Genomic DNA, 24017 nt, shown 5'->3' on the forward strand with positions numbered 1-24017 from the left:
CCCATGAGCGTCATAACAGCTGGGAAATTTCACACAGGCGAAGCAAAAAGAATCACCGGGCCCGTTTCATCATACTTTCGAGCAAAACCATGTGTGCGTTATTTCCTGGATACGCTGGTTTGCAATTGTTCAGCCGGAAAGCCGTCGGTTTTCAGCTGCTCGAAACCGCCAATGTTGTAATACGAGTGAAAACCCAATGCTTTGAGCGTGTCAGCAGCCTTTCCGCTGCGGTTACCCGAGCGGCAATAGAGGTAAACAGGTTTGCTTTTGTCTAGCTTGGCAACCTCCGCCTTAAAGTCCGGACTGTTGAAGTTGATGTTTTTGGAATACTGCAAATGTCCGCCGTCAAATTCCTCCGGCGTGCGTACATCCACGAGATAAGCTTTTCCGGCTTTGATCTGCGCCAATGCCTGCGGATCGGGTTTGACAATATTTTTGGGTGCAGGTTGCTGCGCCTGCACAACCAGCACAGATGCCAGCAAGAAGATGATCACAATGGATAATTTTTTCATTGGAATATAATAGCCTAGTATAATTATAGATTTAATATACAAAAATAAAAAATTAACCCGCTCCGGGGTAAATTTCGCAACCCGGGTGTAAGGAAATCCGGTACCATACCACCACGCGGTTAGATTCAGTCTTTCTGTATACGAATAACAACCTTTGCAACACTCGAACGGTGATATATATACGAAGTCATAGCCACGGCAGCTTGCCGCTCAAAGTGGTCGTTGCTTTCTGACAATACTCAGTTTCACGCCTGCCAGCTCGGTCACTACCCGCACGCAACTCCCGTGCTCATAACTGTAAACACTCTCCTTGCCATTGGGTAATTCCACACTGTATTGGCCATTTCCTAGCTTCCGGATCTTGCACATGGCTCCGTACTTCTCGGAATAGACCGCCGGCACTTGCGCCGGCTCCTGGTAATACAGCCCGGTGATGGTGTGCGCGATGGGCGCTGTAACCTCCCATTTACGGTTTCGGTCGGCTTTCTCAGATAAATCGAACCGGTAATGCTGTGAGGCCACCCGTGTCGTGATCGTCTGTTCGCGTCGTTTGCCATTTACGGTTTGCTCGGTGAGCGAACTGTGCAGGGTGCCATCGGAAAACTGGTTTTCGGAAACGAAACTCCCCGAATAGAAGGGAACGCTGAACTCCGCCTCGATCCGCTTCCGCAGGCGTTCCGTACCGTTCAGTTCCAGCACCTTCACCGATCCGATCGTATGCCCGGCCATGATAACATCAAAAGTTGCGACCTGCGCACGGGCGAGAAATGACGTTAGGAGCAAGGCGGTGAGTAGAGTCTTTACCATGGGGGTGTTCAATTTTGGCTGAATAACCGGGTCATTCAGCCATTTAAAATTCACTTCGAAAGCTCGCTCCGCTCGTCCCTGGACTTAAACAGCGGATACCCAAGCTGCACGTACCAAGGTTCTTCCTGGTAGTCTTCGAGACCAATGTGTTCCGAGAATTCGCGGGTGATTTTCGCGGTACCGAACAACATGTCCCAGATAAAGAACATGTTACCATAGTTGCCGTTGATAACGCCAATGCCGTCGGCGTCGGTAGCGGCGTGGTGTGCATGGTGCGTCGCAGGAGTGGAAATGGTGCGTTCGAGTACCCACATCAGCGGATGCAGCCATTTGATCGCGTAGAGCGGCTTGTCCCAGCGCACGCTGGAATGCGCAGAAATGCCGATCAGTGCCTTGAAAAAGTAGCCGATCAGGAACGCCTGTCCGAAACCGAGGAAGATCAGTACCGTGGAAACAATGCGCGGCGGGAATAGCAGCAGGTACACCCAGGAATTGCGGCCCGTAAGGAACACGCTCATCTCCGGCGCACTATGATGCACACGGTGGCCCTTCCAAAGCCACGTGTAGGTATGCGCGGCACGATGCCACCAGTATTGTGTGAAGTCTTCCAGCAATGCGGTAATCAGCACCGCAGCCCATAGCGGCACGTTTTCGAAGACATTATAGTAATCCGCAAAGAAATAATTGAGCACGTAGGCCGAAAGCAGGAAGCTGAGTGGCCGCGTGATGATACTGGACAGGAAAAGGCCGGCAAAGTTGATATACCACTCATTTTTAGACCATTTCTCGCTTTTATAAAGGCCTGTAATTGCTTCCGCAATGCTGATAACCGCAAAAAGAATGAGGATTTCGTAATAGATATGGCTGTCAGTGAATTTCATGTTGCATAGAAAGTATTGGTCGCACCGGTGACGGGCGACGTGTTGGTAAAGAGAAAAAGAGGGAGCTTACCGGAAACATCCGGCGTACAAGGACTTCACTAGCAACAACAACACTCTGCCCAGTTGGCAGCAGACAGAACGGCGGCGGGACGGCCGGATAAAGGGGCGATATGTGAAATTTGAATCGAACGCATATGCGATGTCGTTAGCAACTGGACACAGCTTCGGGTGGTTCTCAGCTCGATTGATTGATTAAACTGCATGCAAAGTTAATGCAGCGGCTATTCAATTTCCAAACATTTGAGTAAAAAAGTATTTAAAGTCTATGGATTTAATAGATTTTAAATCAAAACAGCATCCGCCAGCACTTCGGAAAACGCCCATAACTCCCTCGCCAGCACCCTGCTTTTAGCCTTTGCCGACGACCTCGCCGGTTTGGAATTGGCAAAATAACGACCTGTGACATCATTCAGCTCGGGTGCGGTAGCCACGTGGATAATGCCTGCGGCTGCTTGTTCGGGCGTGCGGAAAAAAGGTCTGAAGTATTTCATGAACCAGGAAGTGGCCCCATTGCCGTTGCCGCCGAAACTACTCGATACCGTACCCGGATGTACCGCATTGGAAGTAATGCCAAATGGCGCCAGTCGCTCCGAAAGCTCATTGGAAAAGAGAATATTGGCCAGTTTGGAGCGGCTGTAAATCAACAGATCGTGGTAATGCTGCGGGTTAGCCAGCTTGGCCGTCCGGTACCTGAATGCAAAGAAATGCGCTGCTGACGCCAGGTTTACAATCCGCGCGGACTCAGCCGCTTTGAGCAGATCGACCAGCCCCGTCGTCAGTATAAATGGCCCCAGGTGGTTGGTTGCGAAAGTAAGCTCGATGCCATCGGCGGTCGTCTGCCGGTGCTGCACGATAAGCCCTGCATTGTTGACGAGCAGATCAATCCGGTGGTAATTGGTGGTGATTTCCTCCACCGCCTGCTTGACGGAGCCAATACTGGAAAGGTCGCATTGAATAAAGCCGGTGCTCACCGCATCCCCTATTTCCAGTTGCAGCTGGCGGGCTTTTGCCTCATTGCGGGCTACGAGTATCAAATCGTACCCCCTGCGCGCAAGTTCGAGGGCAGTAAAGCGGCCGATGCCCGATGTGGGCCCGGTAATCAGTGCTGTTTTACGCATTGAATTGACTATGTCGGGGTAGTACTACCGGAAATTCCGGCCTCTGTGGCGCCTAAGGTAAGAAGGTAACCGTAGCAAAACCACAACCGCGGCCTGATTTATTTAAAAAAAACTTCCGCCCGACTAAAAATCAATTGCCCGGTCCGGGAAGGCAGGTTCTGATATTTAACTACTTGTACAAATAAAGGGGCAAGCCGACGCTCTCCTTCGCGCAGGCGATCTGCGATGGTGTGAGTTTTAGTTGAAGACATATCCGTAATTGGGCCTGCGGGGATATCTTTGCGGGATCCAATTATATATGGCACAATGCATATCGAATTCGAAAACTATCTGGCTGCCCAAACCGATCTGCCTGCTGAAACTATCCGCCATATCGGTAGTGTGGCTACCTTACGGCGATTAGCCAAAAACGAGGCGCTTCTGACCGCAGGGGAAATATGCCGTCATAAAGTATTCATTATAAGCGGAATGCTCAGGTCATACTATCTCCGGACGGATGGCAGCGAGCATATCCTGCAATTTTCTCCTCAGCACACGTGGACGCTCGACGTGGAAAGTTACGACAAGCAAACGCCGGCGCTGGTGAATATTGAAGCAGTGGAACGGAGTGTGGTTTTGCTTTGGACCAGACCGGATTTTGACAAGTTGCTAAGAGATATTCCAGCACTCAAAAAGTTTTCTGAAAGCCTCATTGCCAGGACCATTTACCACAACCGCAACCGTATCCTCACAATCCTGAGCGGAACGCCGGAGGAGCGTTACGCCGATTTTATAAACACCTACCCCGACTACCTGGCACGGTTGCCGCTGCGCATGGTGGCCGCCTACCTGGGTATTTCCCTGAAAACCCTCACGCGCATACGCCACGCGAAGCAGCAACGCGAGGCCGGAATTATGGACAAATGACCTTGTTTGCCCATGGGGAGGGTTTCAATTTTGCATCAAACAAAATTGAAACAACATGCGCGTATTTTTAACGGGGGCCTCGGGATTTGTAGGCTCCGCTATCCTGAATGAACTGATCAAGAACGGCCATGAAGTACTGGGCCTGGTGCGCTCCACCAATGCGGCCGTAAAAATCAAAGCCGCCGGTGCGATACCGCTTCAAGGTGATGTAAACGATCCTGAGATGCTGCGCCGAGGTGCAGCAGAATGCGATGCCGTCATTCACACTGCTTTCAACCACGATTTTTCCCAATTCAAGGCGAGCTGCGAAGCCGACCGCAAAGTGATCGAAACGCTGGGCGAAGCCCTGGCGGGCTCGGGGAAACCAATTGTGATCACCACCGGAATGGGTCTTTTGCGGTACGACCGGCCAGTCACCGAAGACGATGCCCTGAATGTCAAGTCGGACGCGATCCCCCGCGCGGCCACCGACGAGGCGGCGAGTGCCGTGGCGGCCAAAGGAGTGGATGTGTATCTTGTGCGCCTCCCTCCCAGTGTGCATGGCGCGGGCGACCACGGATTTGTGCCTATGATCATTGGCATTACCAAAGAAAAGGGCGAATCAGCCTACATTGGCCACGGCGGCAACCAATGGCCGGCAGTACACCGGCTCGACGCGGCCGTGCTGTACCGGCTGGTCGTGGAGCAACGTCCGGCGCTGAAGGTGCTGCATGCGGCAGCAGAGCAAGGCATTGCGTTCAGGGATATTGCGCAGGCAATCGGAACAGGCCTGAAACTGCCTGTGGTAAGTAAAACCGGCGAAGCGGCCGCGGCACATTTCACCTGGTTCGAACATTTTGCGGCCATCAGCTGTGTCGCGTCGAGCGCGAAAACGCGTGAAGTGCTCGGTTGGCAACCATGTGCCCCGGACCTGCTGACAGACATTGCTACGGCAGGCTACCTGACAGCTTCCTGACCCCGCATTGCCCGTCCCGTTCCTACAACTCAAGATAATTTCTGTGTTAATGCCAGGTAACTTGCACTATAACAGGCTGAATGTGCAGCGAAATAGATTTTCACTATTGAATTATAGAATTAATCGATTTTGACAATAAATTTCAGTATTATACCTTTATCCCGCTGCACAAATACCAGAAGCAGGCAATATGGTTTAACACAGGAACTAATCGTAATGGAAAACGGATCAAACGACATTAGCAAATGTCCTTTTCACAACGGGACACTGAATCACAACGTAGGCGGTGGCGGCACCAGGAACCGCGACTGGTGGCCAAACCAATTGAAATTAAGCATCCTGCGTCAGCATTCGTCCTTATCCAATCCATTGGGCGAACAATTCAACTACGCAGAAGCGTTCAAAAGCCTCGATCTGGAAGCAGTCAAAACGGACCTTCATGCGCTCATGACCGATTCGCAGGATTGGTGGCCGGCTGATTTCGGACATTACGGGCCATTGTTTATCCGCATGGCATGGCATAGTGCGGGAACCTATCGTGTGTTCGATGGTCGTGGCGGTGGCGGCTCAGGCCAGCAGCGTTTTGCGCCGCTGAACAGCTGGCCCGACAACGTCAGCCTCGACAAGGCCCGTCGCTTGCTGTGGCCAATCAAGCAGAAATATGGAAACAAAATATCCTGGGCCGATCTCCTGATCCTGGCTGGGAATATTGCACTGGAATCGATGGGCTTCAAGACATTCGGTTTCGCCGGTGGACGTGCCGATGTGTGGGAGGCTGATGAGGACGTATACTGGGGATCGGAGAATACCTGGCTTGGCAACGACCGCCGTTATGCGCACGGCAAACCCGGCCCTGCAGAGCAAGCGGTGCTACCTGCCGATGAAAACGCGGACGGCAACATTCATTCACGTCACCTCGAAGAACCGCTTGGTGCGGCACATATGGGGCTTATTTACGTAAACCCCGAAGGCCCGGACGGTAACCCCGATCCGATCGCCGCTGCCCGTGACATTCGCGAAACGTTCGGCCGAATGGCGATGAACGACGAAGAAACCGTTGCATTGATCGCCGGCGGCCACAGCTTTGGAAAAACCCACGGAGCAGCGCCTTCTGACCATGTAGGCGCAGAGCCCGAAGGGGCCGATCTCGAACACCAGGGACTGGGTTGGAACAACAGCTTCGGATCAGGCAAGGGTGCGGACACGATCACAAGCGGCCTGGAAGTGATCTGGACCACCACACCAACTAAATGGAGCAACAATTTCTTCGAAAACCTCTTTGCATTCGAATGGGAGCTTACCAAAAGCCCCGGCGGCGCGCACCAATGGGTAGCCAAAGACGCAGGCGAGATCATTCCAGATGCGTACGACAGCTCCAAAAAGCACCGTCCTACGATGCTGACAACCGACCTTTCATTGCGCCTCGACCCTGCATATGAAAAGATTTCAAGACATTTCCTTGAAAATCCTGACGCATTCGCCGATGCATTTGCGCGCGCCTGGTTCAAGCTTACGCACCGCGATATGGGGCCGCGTGCCCGCTACCTGGGCGCAGATGTGCCCACGGAAGTCCTGATCTGGCAAGATCCGGTTCCGGCTGTGGATCACGAGCTGGTAAACGAAAACGATATCGCCGGCCTGAAATCCAACATTCTTGCATCTGGTTTAAGCGTTTCCGAGCTGGTTTCGACTGCCTGGGCTTCGGCTTCGACATTCCGCGGCTCCGACAAACGCGGTGGTGCCAACGGTGCCCGCATTGCCCTTGCGCCGCAGAAAGACTGGGAGGTAAACAATCCCGCACAACTGCAAAAAGTACTGGACACGCTGAAAAGCATTCAGCAGGAGTTCAATAGCACGCAGTCGACAGGGAAAAAGATTTCACTTGCTGACCTGATCGTATTGGCAGGTGCAGCCGGTGTAGAAAAAGCCGCTCAGGATGCCGGACACGCTATTGGCGTTCCCTTCACGCCTGGCCGCACTGACGCCACCCAGGATCAGACCGACGTAGAATCGGTAGGCTACCTGGAACCGCTCGCCGATGGTTTCCGCAGCTACCGCGGTACGAATTCCAGGGTAATGACAGAAGAGCTGCTGATCGACAAAGCGCAATTGCTTACCCTCAGCGCACCGGAGTTGACCGTTCTGCTCGGCGGGTTGCGTGTATTGAATACCAACTTTGATGGTTCGAAAAACGGCGTGTTCACGCAACGCCCGGGTGTACTCACGAACGATTTCTTTGTAAACTTGCTGGATATGAGCACCTCCTGGAAAGCCATGGGGCCCGACAGGGAAACCTATCTGGGAACCGACCGCGCTACCGGCCAGCCCAAATGGACTGCCACCCGCGCCGACCTGGTTTTCGGTTCGCATGCGGAACTCAGGGCGATTTCCGAAATATACGGCAGCTCCGATTCCAGCGGGAAGTTTGTCAAGGACTTTGTGGCTGCATGGAACAAAGTGATGAACCTGGACCGGTTCGATCTTGTCTAACTGATCAATTCACCATGAACAAAAGCCGGCCGGGAGCAATCCTGGTCGGCTTTTAGCTTCTGCGTAATAGTAATAGCCTTAACTTTTCATAGTCGATCTTCGAGTTGTGCCGCGGGTCTCTCGGCACCTTGGATACAAAAACAATGTCTGCGAACGCCTCAGGCAATGCCTTCATCATCGATCTAACAGCTGCCTCGCGGGACGGGTCGCTTACCTCAATAATCGCCGTGAGTCGATCACCCAACAACATAATCGTGCCCATCAGCACCCCTTCAATTGCCTGGAATCTGTTTTCGTAAAGGAAAGTCGATAGCAGGCCTTTGGGTGTGCGGATAAGGGATGCGCACCTGCCTGTAAGGTAGAGATTGCCGTCGTCGCCCCAAAAACCGCTGTCGCCTGTGCGGTGCCAGCATTTGGTTCCTACAAAAATCTTGTTTCGTTTTAAAGCTTCGGGATTGTGCAGGTAATCCCGCAAAACATACTTTCCTGTGACAATGATCTCACCGATCGTGCCGGGCAGCACTTCCAGTTTTGCAAATGCATCTTCGTCAACGGCGGTGATGGCATCGTTGCTGATGAAAATGATTTTTACCGTCGCGCCGGGTTCGACTTTTCCTACATTCAATCCCCTGTTCGTTTCGGAGACGATCAGTTCATCGGCCGAAATGGCGCTCATCGGCTCAGCCTCCGTTGAGCCATACACAATCGCGATATCCGCACCCGGGAATGCATCCCGGTAGCTTTTCGCCTCCGTGGGGAAAACGGGAGCACCGCCAGTTCGTATTTTTTTTATTGTATTTAAAATCAACCTATTACTGCTCGAATACAATGCCAATTGCTTGACAAAAAAAGGCGAAGCGATGATCGAAGTGACTCTGTAACGGTGAATCTGATCGAAAATTTTCTTCGGCTTCATCGCGTCCGGTTTGCGCGCATTAAAGTCAGCGATTACAGACGTTACGCCCGCGCCCAGGTTAATGAGTAACACGATTGGCAAAACCGGCATGCTAACATCGTCGGGAGTCGGCTCGATCAGTGGGATCAGTGTCTGGAATTGCTCGAAAAGTAACCCATGCGTCCGTATCGCCGCTTTCGGAATGCCGGTACTGCCGGTTGTAAAAGTAATGAGCGCGATATCGTCCCTCCCAGTTTCGGGAAAGACCGGAGTGTCCCGGCAGACATTATACTTCAAGCCCAAATGCAGCGGAATTGATCGCAAACCGGGCAAAAGGCGGGCGAGCACACGTCCCTTAAATGTGCCGATGAATGCAGCGCATTGAGCCACCCGGCAACAAGCAACCAGCCTTTTGACGCTCACCCATTCATCAAGAAATACCGCCACGGCCCCGATCCTGAAAAGCGCCAGCACGGTACGGTACAGGTCCTCGCTCATGGGTACGAATACCAGCACGCGGTCGCCCTTGCGGATGCCCCTGGCCAGGAAATGGGCCGCGGTTTCGTTTACCGCTCTTTCAAGGTCCCCGAAGGTAATCGTCCTGTCGTGGTCGATGATCGCCGCTTTACGCGGGGTGCTACGGGCCGCATCACCAAAAAGGTCGACGACATTGAACCGGTCAGGCGATACGTTTTCCATACAATAGGTAATCCCTGTAATGGGATCCGGAGAAATGGGTGGATAACTTCGTGGACGTGCCCTGCTCGTAGATAAACGAATGAATGGCGCTTGTATAGCCTAGTTCCACAGCTTTGCGGTAAATCACATTCCCTACCACGTGCCCCAGCCCTCTCCATTCCGCGCCGGGATGGCGAGCCAGGGTCTTGACGATCAAACACTTGCTTTCCGTATTGTAAAAATCATGGATACAGAAAAAGTAGCCGACCAGGTTACCCTCCGCATCCTCCGCCAGCAGCGTCAGTTCCGGATTGATATAGGCCTTTGTTTGCATATACTTTTTCATGAAGGCCTCCCTGCTGATCGGCGTGTAGAGAAAGTTGGTCTTGAAAGCCAGCAGGTTAAAGTCATAAACCCGCACGATTTCCGCTTCAAAATTTGCAAGGTCAATCGGCCGGATGGTCACACCCAGGGCCTGCAACTCCCGCTCACGGACCAATATTTCGGGAGCATCAAGCACTATACCGCGGTCGATATTGCTATAATAGTGTGCAATGGTCTCAAAACCTGCCTGCGCGAACTGCTTATTGTAATACAAATGATGGTAAGGCTCCGTAAAAAACAACGGGTTGTCGTGATCGGCGAGAAGGCGGTAACTCTCCCAGGTACTGCCATTCATGGGGCCGATCAGGTACTTGCCTCCCCAGGTTTTGACGCGGGAAACAACGTGCGCCAACAGCGCCGTGGCATATTCCCCACGGTCGGCGCACTCATAATTACCAATCAAAAAAGCGTGATCTCCCTCATATTGCAGGAGCGGATTGTCATAAATACTTGCCCTTGCCACTACATTTTCTCGATCTTTCAACAAATAGCACGCTCTCAGGAAGTCGGTTGGAATGGAGTCCTGTGTTTTGAAACGGAGGCTATCCGCGGGGTAAATGCGCTTTGGCAGCTCCGTAAACAAATGAAAATCTGCGTGGCCGGGGTCGGTTTCGGTGATCGTGATCATCATGTCATCAACAGGGTTAACACAACACTTGCCGGGATTGTGAAGTTATCCATTCCCTTGACGCCCAACCCCTCCGCAACTGTTGCGATCGCTGGCACCAAGAGTATCAGCAGCATCCGCGACGTCACATCATGGAATGCAAAAATCGTGACTGCCGTCACCAGCAATGCACTCACAAGGAAAGCCAGCGAGCCGGTAACTGATTTGTCGCCCCCCAAAACCTGATACTTCCCGAAAGGAAACCGCTTCCCGACCAGCGCGGCCACCGGGTCGCAAATCGCAAGGATCAGGATCGGCAAGTAGAAGACGATCAACCCCTTACCCGCCATTTGAAATACCAGAAAAAGCGCGTAAACGATGACGGGAAACAAAATACTGCCGTAGGAAAAACGGTCGATCGCATTAATGGAAGGCAGCCAGGTGAATTTCAGACTGACCAGCAAAATTACCAGGAAGCTGACGCAGAGGAACAGTACCTGCCAGTGACTGGCGAGCACCACCGGGAAAAGCAATGTCAACAACCCGGTACCAATATGCACGATCTTACGTGTCCATTCGGCCTTTACCTTTCCGACATGGTACAGCCATTCGGAAACGCCGAACAGGGCGAGGAAGCAGCAGGCAAGAATGAGCGGAGGGATGATTTCTTTCATAGCTAATCAATGTGGCGTATTACCGGATTACCTTATCGACAATAAACCCTTTATAAAAAAAGCCCTTATCGATCGCCGTCAGACGTTCGGCTTCCGTTTGCATATATTCGGCGCTTTCTGGCAAAATTTGGGAAATCCGGCGCGGCACCATCAGGTTCCAGTAACCGAGCTTTCCGCCCATTTCGGTACCTGCCAGGAGCGTCCGGGCCGTTTCGCGGAACAGACCGGCATCCATGTATTCAAAAATATCGGAGAGGTTCATGCAGTGAAATTTGCCGTAATGCCCGATAGCAGCCTGCGCGAAGCCTTCCTTCAAATGTAGCCGGCCCAGGTTCGCTCGGATCAGCGGATAATGCTCTTTTTGAAGATAATGCGGCAAAAGGCCATCGAAGCCGCCTGTGAGGGTGTATCTCAAAATATAATTGTCCTGCGCGGCTACCGAAGCAAGATGGCTGGCAGCCTTTTCGAAGATAAATTTTGAAACAGAACCTTGCACCTGTTTCTGAAACTCGGGGTCGCGCCCGTACTTGCCCATCACATATCTGCTGAAAAAGATGCGGAACAATAGCCGCCAGCGCCAGGTATTCCATTTGTTTTGATAAAAATGCAGCTGTTCATCTTCTGTTTTGCTTTTGAAAAGTACATTCACTACCCGCTTTGCATGGATCCATGGAAGTATTTTCCCGCTGAACAGTTGAAAATATCGCTCAAATTTTCCCTGATGAATGACGCCGTCCGCGATCAGTGCAAGATTGGTTTCCCAATAGGCTCGCGCGGCGCTGCCCAGTTGGCTTTTCAAAGAATGAAAGCAATGCGCCCGGTTTTCGGAAGGCAAAAAACCAAGGAATGCCAGCGCCTCCTCCCATTCCAGGTTTTGAATGCAAACCTTCTTCAATTCGATCAGGAAAAGCTGGGTACGGTTAATATCCACGGCTACGACCAGTTCGGGATCCGTTGCCAGGAAGGAAAAACTATTATCCCCGGCAGAACCGATCGACAACACCCGGCTGCCCGGCGCGGGTGAAAGGCCGGCCAGCAGAATATCCGCGTCCTCCCAGCAGTTGGCATACCGGATAATTTCAAAATTGACCCTTTTTGCTAAATCTTCTCTCGTCATCGTGCGATCATTCTGATTATGCCCGTACTGCCATCCATTTCGATTTCATCGCCCGTTTTCAGCATTTTCAGCAAGCCGGTTACGCCTACAATGCAAGGCTTGCCCATTTCGCGGGAAACAATCGCCGAATGGCTCAGCAAACTCCCGCGCTCGACGATGATACCCAGCGCGCCGGGGAAAAGCGTGACCCAGCCTGGATCAGTGCTGGACGCGACGAGAATGTCGCCATTCAGCGAAGGTACTTCCGCAGGGTCCAGCACCACCCTCACCCGGCCGGTCACCCTCCCGGGTGAACATCCGATACCCTTCAAATCACCCTTCGGCTTTTCAATTCTATCGGTACTGAAAAAATCATTGCCCTGGTAGGGTACACCATAAGTAGCAAATCGCTCTGACAATGTGCCGCGCCGGGTGTAGGTTTGAAATGCCTCTTGCCGGAGCGCAACCAGCGCTTTGACGTCCTGCGTAACCGCCGTGCCTTCGATATACGCGAAAATTTCCTCTTTGGTCAGGTAAAAAATATCCCTTGCGTTGCCGAGCACGCCATCTGTATAAAACCGTTTACCGATAAATGTAAAAATCTCCCGAACAATCCCGAATGCCCGTGTGCGCTCGTAGCGCAGGTTCTCGCGGGCGCTCACAAGCTCACGCGTGTAGCGCAGCGTGAGCCCCATTTTCCACCGCTGCAAGGTTTTGCCTTTCAAGCACCTGGCTATTTCCTGCTCCGCATTCGTACGGATCACATCTTCTCTTGCGCCTGAAAATTGCGCCCCGGTAATGCCCGTTTCCACGTAGGATTTCAGCACTTTAATGAACTTTGCCGGTTCCTGACCGTAGGAGATCGTTTCCAGTTTCAGCTCACCTACGCAGCGTTCGCCAAAATCGGCGATGTAGCGCTCAATATCGGCGCTTACCCCTGCGAATTCGGGGTCGGTACTGGCGAGCAGTGTTTGGTGGATCTGGTGTTCATTTTGTTGCAAAAACAGGTTTTTCAACGCAGGGGCGCCGGCAATCCGTGCGGCGATAGCAATGCTGCGGTGTACCGGTTGGACCGAGATTATATCGTTGCTACCGCATAGCAGATCGTTATGCAGGTTGGGATTCTTCCCGCCCGTAAACTGCTCGCACTGCTTTTGGAGCATACCGAACCAAATCATGGCAAAGAAGTCGTTCAGCAGCGGGGCTTTCCATTCCAGCAATAGTTTTTGTTCAAAATCGAGGTACAGCTGCATGAGCTCGCCGGCACTTTTTTCTGCAAAAGGGATGGCCTTGTACGCAGCGATCGTGCTGTCGACGAGCTGCATAAATTCGCGCCGTTTGCGCGGCAGGGCCTTGAACCGGAATAGCATTTGCACAGCCATTTTCAGAATGCTCCACCAGGCCTTCCCCTTCGGCAACCGGTAGGATTCCGGGATATCGAACTGCTCCTTTACGCCCATCATTTTCTCCATATACCGGGCATTGATGCTGTAACCGGGCAGCATCGCCAGCATATGGTACCAGGTTTTAAGGTTATAGTAAACCCGTCCGTTCAGGAAACCGAGCGTGTTAGCAAACACTCTTTCATTTTTCCTGATAACCGATTCGCTCACACCCAGATAAGCACTGAAAAGCTTGTAGGCAACCTCATACGATTTGCTGATAAAAGAGAACGTCAGCGGGGTGGTTACGCCCGGGTACGATTCAATGATGTTGCTATTGTCCCAGAGAATGTAGTTACCTGCCGGCCTTTCCGCTAATGTCGTGATAGGCCTGGTTTGCAGTAAATAAATCTCGTGGTTCCGGACCGCGAACTCAATGTCCTGCGGCTGGCCTAGCTCCCTTGCAAGCGTATCCAGTATTTCGCCAAGCCGGTGGATCTGCGCATCGGTGAGCGCAGGTTCAGCCTGGTCATTGGATGGAATATATTGTATTTCAACCCCGTTCAAAACAAACTGATCGGCATTGCGCTCGCCGGAAACCAGCCCATCGCCCAGCCCGAAAACAGCGTTGATCACTTTCTCATGCCGGTTGCCCGTCAGCGGGTTTGCCCCGAATGCTACACCCGCCGCATCTGCATCGACCATTTCCTGAACAATCACCGCCACCTCACCCACCCCGGGAAGCCCGTGATGTTTCCGGTAGGCAGTTACCCGCTCCGAAAATGCGGACCGACGGACATCTTCGATCCGCCCAGCCAATTCATCGGGCCGCACCGACAAGTAACTTTCAAACTGGCCCGCAAATGAAAATGCCGCGCCATCTTCGCCGGTCGCCGACGAACGCACGGCGAACTGACTGGTGTTATCAAATGCATCCGTCAGGCAAGCAACCATTTCGGATTCCGAAAAACCGGCGAGCAACGTTTCCCAGGGGATTACGACGAAGCGCGGTACAGGCATTCCGAACCTTTTCAGACGAAACAGGTTTTCGGCCTTGCCGCCAATCGTGACGCCAGCCGCTTTTTGTGGCTCTGTATCGGATATAAAATGCATCAATGGAACAGCAATTTTGAGATCATAGGCCCGGCTCCCAACGTGAGATACATCGCGATCGTCCAGGCCGCCGATGCATATTCGATCATTTTTGAAAGTTTCACATTTCGGCTCCTTAGAAAAAACGCCGCCGGGAGCGCACAGATGAGAAATACAATGATCAGTACCGCCAGCACGCCATTTCCATAACCCGCAAATACCGATGCAGCAATACTCAGCAACAGGGTTACCGCGAGCACGGCAAGCCAAAGCCGGATGGCTCCGGGCACTCCCAACATCGAGGTGTAGGTCACCACGCCTTCTGATTCCCGTTCAGGCGCGCGGATTTTCCGGCCCACTTCCAGCACAATACCATTCATATACGACACGGCGAAAAAGAAGAACAACCCCACAGGCGCCTGCACACCGGCCAGAAGCCAATCGAGGCCGCTCGCGTAAATATCGACCAGCGGGATGATGAACATATGCGAGGTTACATACCAGAACTGGTGCTTTTTGAGCCATTCGGCCACAAAAAACTCTTTCCCCATCAGCAAAAGGTACCCGACGACCACCGCATATATCCAAAGCATTTTCGGGAAGAAAACCAGGTTTACGACAATCTGCACCAGGGCTACCACCACGCCGATTACGGCTAGCTCCCGAAACGTAATGAGCCCGCGAGGAACCGGCAGCTCTTTGCGGAACCGGGCGTCGTCTTCGGCATCTTTGAATTCGTCGAAGATCCTGACGAGCAGGAAAAGCGATATGGTCGTAAAAATACCGACCACGAATGTCCGGATAGCCACGAAGCCGTCGGCACCCCGGCATATACGCGAATAGGAAATAGCCGAAAAGCTGAATGCAGCCACCAGCAAGCCGTGCCCCAACAACGGAAAGCGCTCTTTTTGGTAAATATAAAACCTGCGGAAAAACGGTGCACCGTTCTCTTCCGCGTTGCTGAACGCATTTCCCTGGATCGGCAGCTTCATTTCTTCCTGCCGAATTTCTGGTGTGCCGCCGAAAACTGACCCGACGATAGGGCGGCCGCGATGGATATTTCGCCTGCCAGGACCAATGCCCCACATATTTCGGCAAACTTCCGGGTTTTGCCAGCGCCATAACAGCCTAGCAGTTCGAGACATTCCTTCTGCGTGGGCAGCGAAGTTCCCCCACCCACGGTTCCGACGATCAGGTTGGGCAGGGTCACCGACACATACAGGCCGCCATCGGCGGTAAGCTCCATGCGGGTAATGCCTACGGAAGCTTCCGAAACGCACGCTACGTCCTGGCCCGTGGCGATGAACAATGCCGTAAGTCCGTTCGCATAATGGCCCTGCGCTCCTATGGAACCGCTTTGAATAGTGCCGATTGTAGAAGACCGCCAATATTCGGCCATTGCCTCAGGGGTCGTTCTCAGTACGCTGTTCACGATTTTTTGCGTGAGCGTAATTTCGGCGGTGATCTTCTTGCCCCTCACATTCGCGAATGATTGTGAAGTAGCTTTTTTATCGCCCGAGAAATTACTCTCTATGAACCAGAATTGCGGCTGTACCGGCGCGTTTTGGATAATATACTGGCAAATGGCGTTTGTACAGATCGTGACCATATTCTGGCCAGAGGCGTCGCCTGTGTGATATTCGAATGTAAGAATGAGGTGGTTACCCTCGACATTGGATTTCAGGTCGATCAGCTTCGCATAGCGGCTGGCCGATTCAGTAATGCTGCGAAATTCTTCGATTTGGCCCAATATCCAAACCAAAAAAGTGCCCAGGTTACCCAAATTATCAAACTTGAAAACCGGAGACCGCTGTACGCCGTCGATCAGGCATACCGACGTTGCGCCACCGGCCAGGTAACATGCCCTGGCGCCGCGATGGTACGATGCAAGCAAACTGCCCTCGCTGGTCGCCAGCGGCACATAAAAATCGCCTTTTGCCATGGACCCCAACACCGACACCGGTCCTATGATGCCCGTCGGCACCATCGACATCCCTATATAGTTTTCAATATTCCCTTCCAACCTCGCCAGATCCGAGAATTGCTGTTCCCCGCTCAGATAAGGGAAATCGCTGTTTGTTTTTTCCAGAAGAAATTCAAGTCGTTTCCTGATCCCCTCGACCGTAACAGGTAGTTCGGCAGGTAAACTCTCCGGCGGCGTCTTACTGGCCGGTTTGTTCTTGATGTCTTCTAATAGCTGTTCAAGATCTTGCAGGGCGCTCATCGCATGGAGCGCCTTTTTGGTGGTTTCGCTGGTTGACGACATAGGATAGACGGATGTTTGACAGCAAAGGGTTTCGCTAACATACTAAATTTCACATACCTATCATATTTCAGCGCCGATCACTTAGTAAACAGATAGGCTTGTCCAGCCTGCGTAATGGTGAGTTCACGCATTTTGGGCCGGAATTCCATCATTACTCCCGCAGCATCGAACTTGAATACGTCCTTTTTGACGGGCGTCAGCAGGAACGCGGGCTGGCCTGTTGCCTGTCCGAACAGCTTGTTATTGGAATGGGTGATTGTCATTTTCAGGGGAATCTGCTGGCTCGCATAAGTACCCGCGTACAGATCCAGTTCTTCCGGGCTTAGCTGCGTTGCCTTGAAGTCCGGGATCGTCACGGGCATTTTGTAGTACGTGCTGAGCATGGCGATCAGGATGTCGTTCAGCGGGTAATCTACGCCATTGGAAAAGACGGCTGCGGCAAGACTATCCTCGGGGTAATAGGCCACCACAGCCTGAAAACCGTCGAGGCCGCCGGTATGGCCAAAGCCTTTTTTCTGGTAAAAAGGTGTAGGCGCCAGTCCCATTCCAAATATGTCGACGATTTTTGTCATTTCGCTCAGGCTCTCCTGCGACACCAGCTTGCCACTGAAAAGCGCGCTCATGAATGCTGCGACATCCGTCGGGGTAGAAACGATAGCCCCTGCACCCGCCGGTTGGCTCAGATCGGTTTCTTCCCGCTTTTCCCAGCGCTTTGAAAACGTATAGGAATAAGCATCACCCAGTGGCGGATCGATCTTCCCGCCAAATCGGGTGTTTTTCAGCCCAATACGTGAAAGAATGCGCTCTTGCAGGTTCTTTTCATAGGACTTCTTGGTAATATCTTCGATGATGTACCCCAGCAGGATATACCCGGTGTTGCTGTATTTCGTCTCGGAGCCGGGCACGAAATCGGATTTGTTGTTTGTAAAAACAGCGAGCATTTCGGTGCGCGTCCGGGGTGCTGTCTGGGTTTTCCAGTAGGCCTCATCGTCCGTAAAATTGTGGATGCCGCTCCGGTGGCGCAGCATCATCTCGATCGTGATCTGGCCTGCGTTGGGGATGTTGGGAAAATATTTATCCAAATGTGTATTCAAAGCAAGCTTCTTCTCTTCCACCAGCTGCATGATCATCGCCGCAGTGAAAGTTTTGGTGATAGAGCCGATGCGGTAACGCGTGTCGGGTGTCGCTTTCACGCTGCGGGCGCTATCTATCACCGCGTAGCCGATCGCCCGCTCATACACCTTCTGTCCCTTGTGCATAAGCAACACGCTCGCCATGGATTTGTTGTGGACGGTCAGGGTGTCGAGAAGCCGGTCGAGATCTGTGGTATTGATTTGCTGGGCGGATGCGGAAAAAGTAAAGAGAAATGCGATGATCGCTATCAAATTGTGCTTCATGGAAGGTAAGGTCTTTTTTTGCAAATAAACCATATCGCCAAGATCTCAGGTAACCGATCGTCACATTTTTGTTAATTTAATTCAATGCACAATCACAATCTTGTGGCTGCTCCGGGAGCCGTCGGCATAATCAATTGTAACCCAATGCATTCCGGAAACCAGTTTCGCTACATCCACCACCGACTGATTTTCAGCGGAAGTGTATACCTGCGTGCCTGACGCGGCATGTAGCTCAACTTTCGAGAAGCGCCTGTTTCCACTCCGGATATATAGCTTGTCGGTAGCCGGATTAGGGAAGAGAACAACCGGAGAATTGCCGGTAGCTGCAAAATCGACGGAAACGATATGGCTGTAAGCAAAAGTCCGGTCCGGCGTACCGGCCGCATAGTCGACCATTTTCAACCGGTAATAGTTGACGCCCGCCAAGGGAGAAGCATCCGTGACCTTGTAAATGTGCCCGCCCTCTCCTATCGCTGGAATTTCCCCGGGTAGCGACGCCCAGGCCCGTGCATCCGCGCTTCGCTCTATTTCAAAGTGGCTGACGTTCTCCTCTCCGGCCGTGCGCCATTCAAGCAGTGTAGCGTTTTCAACGGGTGTCGCCGAAAAACTGGCCAGCCGCACCGGCAACGGCGTCCCCGATCCGAGGAAGTCTTTGGCGAACCAGAACTCTGAAAATCCTTTCGTGGTAAATTCCAGATAGTATCCCTGCGCGTACGGCACCTTTCGAACCGCGCTTTTAGCATAGAACGTCCAGGCGGTATTGCCGTTGTTCTCTAAATTACCGTCCTCATTGCTGCCCGAATACTTGGAAACAGCCAACTCATAGGCCGACCCCGGTTTGACAGTACCCGCCTTTCCGGACACCGCAATGAGCCTTTCGCACTCTTCATCGGTAATGTAAAGCCGGACGTCCACCGGTTGGGTAAAATCGGGATTCGACGCCGATATTGTAAAGCTCCTGCCCAGATAATACTGCTTGTTCGCTATCCGCGTTATGCCGTTGTCCAGAAAGGCCTTCACCGAAACCTGGCCCAGCGACTGCCCATGCGGATTAATTGCCGCAACCACCGAATTGTACAACCTGAACGACACCCAGTCGCTGCCCTGCACATCCGCGAAAACCGTCGGGTTATCCGGGGCCGCATTGGTGTACACCATCGCCAGCGAATCGTAAATATGGATGTCATCGATGGCGATACCCGCCCGGCCTGCGGCTGATTTGCTCCTGATCACAAAGCGGAAACGTACATACCCGCCCGGAAAATATTTGGGTATGGGCACTGTTACCACATGCCAACGGGTATAGTCCTGGACGTTCCATACATCCGCACTCTCCTGATTTGCATTGTACCAGTTGGTCCCGCTGTTGACCCCACCCAGGCGCATCCAGGTATTTCCGCTTACATTATATTCCACATAGGCTACGTCGCAGCTGCCGCCTGCACAAGCTGCCAGATCGATGGACGCGCTGAAACTCAGCGACGGCTGGACCATTCCATTCATGGCGAAGCAGGGCGAATACAAATATGATACGACATCACTCCCGCGATTGCCACTCAGGTTGGTCGCCCATGCATGATGGCCGCTTGCCGCTTCCACCACTTTACCAGTATTGGGCGTGCCAAATGTCCATAACGGCCCCGGTTCGGTTAAATACCATCCGCCCTGGCCATTTTCAAAGTCTTCGAGGTACGGGAACCCGGAAATCACCTGCGCAGCTCTGGCAAGGGTGGCAGAAAAGTCATTTCCTGCGTTCAAGTCGAATGCTTTTTTGACCGCGACCTTTACGTTCCGGTCGCTGCTGAGGTATTGCGTTGAAGAAAAGCTGAAACTGAAAAGTGTATCAGCACCTGCACGGACCACCGGCACGTAACCCTGATGGGCGAGCTCGTCGTTGATCAGCGCATCGAAAGGCACGCGGTAGCAATCCTCAGTACCATTATTTTTGATCAGAACACTATATTCCTGAAAGCCGTTGGCATCGCAGGAAGGGATTGCCAGCGCATTGACCCTTGTAACTTCCAGATCGCTCGTGGTTGTGTAGAGGCGGATATCGTCGATCGTCGAGCCGTCCGTTTGTGTAGGGTACCGGAAACTCTGCTCCCACCTTACCTGGAAGCTGGTTGAAAAATCCTTCCCGTTACGTTTCAGCAGATCACTTATTTCCACCGACATCAGCCAGTACTTGTTGTTTTTGGTAAAATAAGGAACAATACTGCTTTCCAATGCCGGTATCCAGGGGTCGGTATCCTTCGCCCGTACGTATACGTGCAGCGGCCAGGCAGGCGAGGGCGTAGCGTACAGCCGGTACCGGAACGATAAACGGATCTCGTCCCTGTCGGCGTGATAACCTGCGAGATTGAAAGTGGCGTCCAGGTAGGTCGGGTACTCCAAGTTGGTCTGGTTGTTGGCATCCACCGTGAATCCTTTTGTTCCCGAATAAGCCAAACCCGCGGCGGTCCTTAACCTGCCGAGATCGCGCTCCTGGGAGAAATCGTATCGCTCACCGCCTCCAGCGCCCATCGTGTTCGCATTTATTTCCACGTTTTGCAGCGATTCGAGATCATCGGCAAAAGGAAGGCTTACAGGCGCATTGGCAAGCTGGCGGATCACAACCGATTGCTGGTTGTTGGCTGCAACCTGGTCGCCTTCCAGCTTCACCAACACCGTAAGCGGATACGCTCCCGCATTGCGCATATCGATAGGTGCGAGGAAGGTGTAAACCAGATAATTGTTGGCTTCGATATCTGTATTCACCGTTTCCCAGTGCATTGCCGCGTTTCCCACAGCATACCCCATCTGAAATGATTGTATCACCGGCTGGTCGTCGAGGTTTCTGAGCCGCACCTTTACTTCCTGGAATTCGCCAAGGCTGATGGAGGTGAGCAACCTGCCCGATTTCGAAGGAGAAACGATCGCATCGACAGCCAGGTCGCCGTCTGAAATAACACCCTGGCAAGTACCGGAGTCGGGTTTACGGCTGATAGCCACTGCTCTTCTGCCCGGCACGCCGTTGTTTCGCGGCCTTACGGAAATGTAATAGGTTGAATCCCGGGAGAGACTGCTGAGCACGTATTTCAGCTCGCTGGTTACCGCTACCGGGCGCATTTCGTTACCTTGCAGGCGCATAACCTCATAGTCGGTAGCACCGCTTACGGCCGTCCACTGCACCGCTGCGTAACTTTCGCATTGGTTTGTCGATAAAGAGATGACCGGAACGCCCATGACAGCAAACGCTGCACTTTCCTTAACAACCCCGGTGCTGTTCTGTACAATGCGGACTTTAGCCGTTGTCGTGGTTGCATCGGGAACCGTCCAGCTGAGCTGGTTTGTACCGGCAGCCACCGCGGGATTAAGGTTTGTCCATGAAACGCCGTCATTCATCGTATAGGACACGGAAAAGGTGCTGGCCGAATTGCCATAACTATCCCAGGAAATATCGACTACATCGCCTTTCGTGAAATGCTCACCGCCAGCGGGAAAAGCCAGGATGGCAGAAGTTTCGATCATATCGTATACGAGGAAATATTCCTGAGGCCCGCTCGGCACCTTAGTGCCCGATACATTCACTATGTAAGTCCCCGCTGCGGGGCTTTCCACGACGATCTGCTCGATATTATTGACCGTGTCTACGCCGGCTGCGGCGGCTGCAAGCGGTTGCGCCGCCCTGGGAAACGAGGGTAATACCTCTGCATTGCCCAGTCGTACCACTTTCAGATCCAGGTCATTAACCAAACTCTTTTTCCCGGTGAGCAGCGCGGGGGCTGCATCGTTCCAGTAGAGCATGATCTTGACCAGCGCGGTGTTCGGTGGCACGGATATCTCGAAACCATCCTTTGCCTGATGGGCAAGCCTGCCATTGAAATATTGCCCTTTTTCGAGCATGGAGACCGACCGCAGCAAGTTCATCACCCCAAATCCATAGTTAAAATCCGGCCCTGCCAGTCCCTTATCGGTTGCTCCATTGCAAAGCAACGCTTTCATCAGCATGTTCTTGGGGTTGTTTCCGCCATTCAGTTGCTTGTATCGCTGATACAGCAATGCGAGTCCACCGACCACGGCAGGAGCTGCCATGCTCGTTCCGGAGGCTCCCTGATAGGTGTTGCCGGGAAGTGTGGACGTAATCGATGTGCCGGGTGCGATGATTTCCGGCTTAATACGTCCGTCCTGGGTTGGCCCTTTACTGGATGTAAGCGCAATGAGGCCGGTCGCCCCTGTGCGTCCCGTACTGATCACGTTCTTTGCGGAAATACTCCCTCCGATAATATTGCCGAAGCCCGCGGTTACGCCTTCGCATGGAGCTTCCAGACCGCTGTTGCCGGCAGCGAACACGTGTTGCAGGTTGGGAAGGTCGCTCGCCTGGCGATCAAGGATGTACGAGTCGACGGTATACGCACCATAGTCCGGGCATACGCTGCCGCCGTAGGAATTGTTGGTCACTATCATCCCAAAATCGCGCACGAGCGTGGAGGCCTGCTTCCATATTTCGGAAGTGGCACGCTTCACGATCGACGCCTTTGGTGCATATCCTTTGTATTTTTCATTCATAATACCCCCGCCCGCAGCCGTGCCGGCAACGTGCACGCCATGCCAGTAGCTGGCTTCCAGATCATAGCTGAGAAGCCTGGTGCTTATATCAATGTGTTCCAGCAGGTTTCCGCTGTCGCCGATGCCAATCACCACTCCCTCGCCATTAAGCTGCCGCTGGCCGGGCAATGCCGATGTCAGCACACTCGCCCGGGTCGCGGCTTCACTTTTGTCATTGAGGAGCTCTTCCGGGGGCGGCACCGCTTCGATGTACTGAACCCACGGCAGACCTGCCACCGCCGGCAGTTCTTCAATGGGCACCCTCGCTTCAATAACCTGGTAGGCGCTCAAATCATCGGATAGCAACCGGGCACGAAGGCTGTCTAGACCATTCAACAGGTCGTTGGGCGCCAAGTCCTTTATGTAGCTGATCCGCACATCGATTTTCCCGGCTTCTCGCAAGGCGTGAGCGGGAAGATCAGGCCCCAGCAATGCGGGATGGATCTTCTGCTCCGGTTCCAGTTCCACCACGGCCCTGGCTCCGGCCAACTGTAATGCATTCCGGTCGGGCTGACCGTGCACCGTAGCCGTGTAGGCGTTCTCCGGGATGTAGTCGAGCAAGGTAATCCCGGCACTATTCAACTGACGGACCGCAGCTTCGTCAGGAATATTGAAAAATTGGATTATTACAAATTTAATTTCGTCACTACCGGCGAGCCGGAACGTGCCTCCCGGTTGCAAAGCAGGGAGTTCAAGTGTGGGCAATGGTACAATCGTACCACTTTTGAGATAAAGGTTGTAAGCCCTATTATGCTGGGCCGTAACGTTAGTTAATTGCTGCACCAGTAGTACTACGACGAGGACGCAGCGATACTTCAACAAACACATATAGAGGTGGATTGATTGGGTCAGTTTTTCATTTCTGAATATTCAATGTAACCCTTTTTTCCACATTTTACACTTCCTATAACTATTTGTTTTTCAGTAATAATACTTTATAAACTCAACCCAATACGTGAAGAATCTCTTCGTGCAAATTAACTGGCAATGCCGGCCATTCTGCAGGGATTGCTTGCACATTTTCGTGTGATTGATGAGCGCTATTTCCAGCTGGGCAAACCCATATCTGAAGCAAAGTCAATGGCAGGTACAGAGCGCTTGCCTACCTTTGACTTTTGCGGAAAGTAATATGCTGTTTTTCTTTTGTGCCCTTGTACCCAATCCGACTATTTTCCAACCCGCACACCTCATGCACGGGTACGCACATGCGTCAAAATCCCTTTTTTATAC

At 52.6% G+C, this 24017-nt stretch carries 16 protein-coding genes; 3 read left to right on the forward strand and 13 right to left on the reverse strand.

Translation table 11 applies throughout. From position 1 onward, the window contains the following. Positions 1–98: 98 nt before the first annotated feature. The 4 genes from ACTJJJ_RS06980 to ACTJJJ_RS06995 form a co-directional block, all read right to left on the reverse strand. On the reverse strand, positions 99–512 hold the full coding sequence (locus ACTJJJ_RS06980; protein WP_426294311.1) for a rhodanese-like domain-containing protein: 414 nt from the start codon (positions 510–512) through the stop codon (positions 99–101). A 210-nt stretch (positions 513–722) separates the two neighbouring features. Further along, on the reverse strand, positions 723–1319 hold the full coding sequence (locus ACTJJJ_RS06985; protein ID WP_188929267.1) for a DUF6134 family protein: 597 nt from the start codon (positions 1317–1319) through the stop codon (positions 723–725). Positions 1320–1369: 50 nt separating this feature from the next. Beyond that, entirely contained in the window at positions 1370–2200 is an 831-nt protein-coding gene (locus tag ACTJJJ_RS06990; protein WP_188929265.1) for a sterol desaturase family protein, read from the reverse strand. Between the two features lie 341 nt (positions 2201–2541). Then, positions 2542–3378: an SDR family oxidoreductase gene (locus ACTJJJ_RS06995; RefSeq protein WP_426294310.1), complete on the reverse strand. Its 837-nt coding sequence runs from the start codon at positions 3376–3378 to the stop codon at positions 2542–2544. A 306-nt stretch (positions 3379–3684) separates the two neighbouring features. Between ACTJJJ_RS06995 and ACTJJJ_RS07000 the strand changes: the two genes are divergently transcribed. From ACTJJJ_RS07000 to katG, 3 genes are all read left to right on the forward strand, one after another. After that, on the forward strand, positions 3685–4284 hold the full coding sequence (locus ACTJJJ_RS07000; RefSeq protein ID WP_426294309.1) for a Crp/Fnr family transcriptional regulator: 600 nt from the start codon (positions 3685–3687) through the stop codon (positions 4282–4284). 55 nt (positions 4285–4339) lie between these two features. Then, positions 4340–5239: an SDR family oxidoreductase gene (locus tag ACTJJJ_RS07005; RefSeq protein ID WP_426294308.1), complete on the forward strand. Its 900-nt coding sequence runs from the start codon at positions 4340–4342 to the stop codon at positions 5237–5239. Between the two features lie 216 nt (positions 5240–5455). Beyond that, entirely contained in the window at positions 5456–7729 is a 2274-nt protein-coding gene (katG, locus tag ACTJJJ_RS07010) for a catalase/peroxidase HPI (protein ID WP_426294307.1), read from the forward strand. 52 nt (positions 7730–7781) lie between these two features. On the opposite strand, the gene ACTJJJ_RS07015 is transcribed toward katG, so the two are convergent. The 9 genes from ACTJJJ_RS07015 to ACTJJJ_RS07055 all read right to left on the reverse strand — a co-directional run bounded on the left by ACTJJJ_RS07015 (position 7782) and on the right by ACTJJJ_RS07055 (position 23615). Further along, positions 7782–9323 carry an AMP-binding protein gene (locus ACTJJJ_RS07015; RefSeq protein WP_426294306.1) on the reverse strand — a complete coding sequence of 514 codons (1542 nt, stop codon included), beginning with the start codon at positions 9321–9323 and terminating at the stop codon, positions 7782–7784. Then, positions 9304–10317 (reverse strand): hypothetical protein, encoded by a 1014-nt coding sequence (locus ACTJJJ_RS07020; RefSeq protein WP_426294305.1) that lies wholly within the window; start codon positions 10315–10317, stop codon positions 9304–9306. The genes ACTJJJ_RS07015 and ACTJJJ_RS07020 overlap by 20 nt, the downstream gene beginning before the upstream one ends. Next, entirely contained in the window at positions 10314–10967 is a 654-nt protein-coding gene (locus ACTJJJ_RS07025) for a diacylglycerol/polyprenol kinase family protein (RefSeq protein ID WP_188929247.1), read from the reverse strand. Before ACTJJJ_RS07025 ends, ACTJJJ_RS07020 begins: the two co-directional genes overlap by 4 nt. 19 nt (positions 10968–10986) lie before the next feature. Next, the gene (locus ACTJJJ_RS07030) at positions 10987–12084 is read right to left on the reverse strand and encodes a DUF3419 family protein (protein WP_426294304.1); all 1098 of its coding nucleotides are present in this window, start codon (positions 12082–12084) and stop codon (positions 10987–10989) included. Then, positions 12081–14558, reverse strand: a complete 2478-nt coding sequence (locus tag ACTJJJ_RS07035; RefSeq protein WP_440701685.1) for a PEP/pyruvate-binding domain-containing protein — start codon at positions 14556–14558, stop codon at positions 12081–12083. Before ACTJJJ_RS07035 ends, ACTJJJ_RS07030 begins: the two co-directional genes overlap by 4 nt. Continuing rightward, the gene (locus ACTJJJ_RS07040; RefSeq protein ID WP_426294302.1) at positions 14558–15529 is read right to left on the reverse strand and encodes a hypothetical protein; all 972 of its coding nucleotides are present in this window, start codon (positions 15527–15529) and stop codon (positions 14558–14560) included. The genes ACTJJJ_RS07035 and ACTJJJ_RS07040 overlap by 1 nt, the downstream gene beginning before the upstream one ends. Further along, positions 15526–16803: a hydroxymethylglutaryl-CoA reductase gene (locus ACTJJJ_RS07045; RefSeq protein ID WP_426294301.1), complete on the reverse strand. Its 1278-nt coding sequence runs from the start codon at positions 16801–16803 to the stop codon at positions 15526–15528. Before ACTJJJ_RS07045 ends, ACTJJJ_RS07040 begins: the two co-directional genes overlap by 4 nt. A 77-nt stretch (positions 16804–16880) precedes the next feature. Continuing rightward, positions 16881–18200 (reverse strand): serine hydrolase domain-containing protein, encoded by a 1320-nt coding sequence (locus ACTJJJ_RS07050; RefSeq protein WP_426294300.1) that lies wholly within the window; start codon positions 18198–18200, stop codon positions 16881–16883. Between the two features lie 81 nt (positions 18201–18281). Further along, the gene (locus ACTJJJ_RS07055) at positions 18282–23615 is read right to left on the reverse strand and encodes a S8 family serine peptidase (RefSeq protein ID WP_440701686.1); all 5334 of its coding nucleotides are present in this window, start codon (positions 23613–23615) and stop codon (positions 18282–18284) included. Between the last annotated feature and the right edge of the window lie 402 nt (positions 23616–24017).

The sequence above is a fragment of the Dyadobacter sp. 22481 genome (assembly GCF_052044875.1).
Classification (GTDB): Bacteria; Bacteroidota; Bacteroidia; order Cytophagales; family Spirosomataceae; genus Dyadobacter; species Dyadobacter endophyticus.